This window comes from Actinomadura sp. NPDC048955 (assembly GCF_040649435.1).
In the GTDB taxonomy this organism is placed as follows: Bacteria; Actinomycetota; Actinomycetes; order Streptosporangiales; family Streptosporangiaceae; genus Spirillospora; species Spirillospora luteofluorescens.
In genome coordinates, this window is sequence record NZ_JBEZJI010000171.1 from 1 (window position 1) to 2,616 (window position 2,616).

The following is a 2,616-nucleotide window of genomic DNA, read 5'->3' on the forward strand; positions in this document are numbered from 1 at the left end:
GTGGTGACACACACCTCGCCAGGAGGTCCTCGTCTATATCAAGCTCATCGAGCCGTGTCGCCGTCACCAACGTCCATGGTCACTACAGCTAGCGGCCAGGCCAGCAGCACGCCGCCGACGAGCGCGGTCACCCACGCCGGGGCGCGGATCGCGCGCAGCGCCGCGGCCTGGACGCCCTGCCACACCAGGAGACCGGCGATCAGCGGCGACACCAGCAGCACGAACGGCGAGACGGCTCCGACGAGGGCCGCGGCGAGGAGCGCGGCCAGCGCGGCCATCGCCGCCCAGGCGTGCACGCCGATCGCGGTCGTCCGCTCATGCCCGGCGCACAGCGCCTCGACCCCGAGGCAGTAGAGGGCGGTGCCCACGGTGATCGGGACGAGCGCCCACATCCGCGGGCCCACCGGCACCGCGTGCGCCCACCCCAGCTGGGCAGGGACGGCGAACGACACCACGGTCCATACGACCAGGACGGCCGCAGCCGCCACCGTCCGCGCCCTGGGCCGTTCGCCGAGGAAACCGGCGTCCCTCGCGCAGATGAGCGCCACCACGCCGGCGACGCCGAAGAACCCGGCGAGCGGCCCCGCCACCGCGAGCGGCAAATGGAAGAACCCCATCACGGGCACCGCGACCCCGGCCGCGAACGCCGCCGCCACCAGCGCGAGCCTCACCGGGACGCGGCGGCGCGCCCGGACGTCCGAGGGGCGTCCGAGCAGCGCCGAGGCGATCGCCCCGAAGGTCAGCACGGCCGCCAGGTGCAGCAGCAGCGCCGACCCCGCCCGCTGGACGACCCGCACGTCCGGGACGGGGGCCGAGCGACGGCCGAACGCCGCGTCGAGCCAGGCGCCGGTCTCGCGATGGGTGCGCGGGCTGAACAGCACGCCGACATGCTCGACGCCCGCGACGATGACGGCCCGCCGCGCCGTCCCGTCCCGCGGGTTCCCGTACGTCGCCCCCGGCCGCCCCTCCGGGTAGACGTTCCGCAGCGCCTGGACGGCGCCGTCGCGATACGCGGGGAACTCCAGCCCACCGGCGACCAGCAGCACGTTCCGGACGGACGCCGGCACCGCCATGACTCCCTGCGAGATGGCGACCGTCGCCCCGATCGACGGATGCGCCGCGCCGTACCGGATGACCGCGGCGGCCCCCAGCGAGTGCCCGACGAGCCCGATGCGCTCGCCGTCCACCCACGGCATGGTCCGCAGGTGCGTGACGGCGACGTCCAGATCACGGTCGAGCCGCGCGTCGGCGGCGGGCCCGTCCCCGTTCCCGGGCAGCCGCCGCGTGCTGGCTCCGTGCCCCGCGAGATCGACCAGCGCCACCGCGTGCCCGCGCCGCGCCAGCGTGTCCGCGAACCCGCGCATCAGCCGCCCGCTCGCCCCGAGCCCGTGCGCCACCACGACACCCGGCACCTGCCCGGACGTCCCGGAGCCCCGCACGATCTCGACCGGCACCCCGTCCACCACCGAGGCCCGCCGCCGAAGCCCCGCGTCCGCCGCGAGCACCCCCACACCCCCGACAACGGCACAGAGAACCCCCACCACCAACGCCACGATCTGCGGTTTTGTCATCGTTCACCGTCCAGTGCCGGAGGACCAGGGTGGCAGGAAGTGGGGCGGCGCGTAATCGGAGTGCGAATGTCGGGCGGTATGGGCACAATCGACCCCCATGATCACCGAGGAACTGGTCCAGGTCTGGCGGGACGTCATTCAGGGCGACGAGAAGTCGTGGGTGCTGTTCGAGAACGGCACGTGCGTCATCCTGATGGATCCCGAGGACGACCTGAGCGCGCAGGCGGTGGAGTTGCTGCGCGAGTACGGGCCCGTCCACGGGGGCACCCCGGCCGGCGACTTCGGGACGATCGATCTCGACCAGGCGCCCGGCTGGGCCGTGTACGGGCACCACAACGACATCCTCACCTATGTCGCTCCCGAAGAGGCCGGTGACGACGCGACCGATCTGGCCGTGGGGCTTCTCGGACGTGGCAAGCGTGGGCAGGACGGGCTGGAACTCACGGTCGTGCACGTGGAGGACAAGCGCGGCCGGTGAAGGGCGCGGGTGTCAGAGGATGTCTGTACAAATGTGTGCGTGACGGAATGGGGCGAGGAGGCGCTGGCGCGGTTGCGGGCGGCCGCGCACCGGGGGTTCGGGGACGCCGGCCTGCTCCAGGGGCGTCCGCTGGGTCCCGTGCTCCAGTACGCCGGGGACGTGCTCGTCGCCGCCCTGGAGCAGGGACGTGACGTGCGGTCCCTCGCCCTCGCGTGCCTGGACGAGCTGAACGGGCGCGCTCTGCCCGGCGACGCCGAACTCGCGGACGAGGTCGCCGCCGCGCTCGGGGTGCGGGCGCCGACCGGGCTGGTTCCGCTTCCCGTCGACCTCGGGGCGGTGGCCGCGGCGATGCAGGACGGGTGCCAGGTGCTCGATCCCGAGCGCGGGGACGTGGTCCCGGCCGGTGAGGCGGACGGGCTGCCGGTCCCGCCGGGCGTCCTGCCCGAGGGGGAGGACGCCCGGCGGGGAGCGGCACGGGCGTGGCTCGCGGCGTCGCCGTTCACCCAGGTGCGGACGCGCAGCGCGCGCGGGTCCAGGCCGCGCGCGTCGAGAAGCCAGGGCCCGAGG

Annotated in this window: 3 protein-coding genes; 2 read left to right on the forward strand and 1 reads right to left on the reverse strand. The window is 74.5% G+C overall.

The window, feature by feature from the left end; genetic code table 11:
* Positions 1–44 precede the first annotated feature (44 nt).
* Positions 45–1,505, reverse strand: coding sequence for an alpha/beta fold hydrolase (locus tag AB0C84_RS45890; RefSeq protein ID WP_361079176.1), 1,461 nt, complete (start codon positions 1,503–1,505; stop codon positions 45–47).
* Positions 1,506–1,668: 163 nt separating this feature from the next.
* Between AB0C84_RS45890 and AB0C84_RS45895 the strand changes: the two genes are divergently transcribed.
* Positions 1,669–2,049 (forward strand): hypothetical protein, encoded by a 381-nt coding sequence (locus tag AB0C84_RS45895; RefSeq protein ID WP_361079179.1) that lies wholly within the window; start codon positions 1,669–1,671, stop codon positions 2,047–2,049.
* Between the two features lie 39 nt (positions 2,050–2,088).
* A partial coding sequence (locus AB0C84_RS45900) for a hypothetical protein (protein WP_361079182.1) occupies positions 2,089–2,616 on the forward strand: 528 nt, incomplete at its 3' end.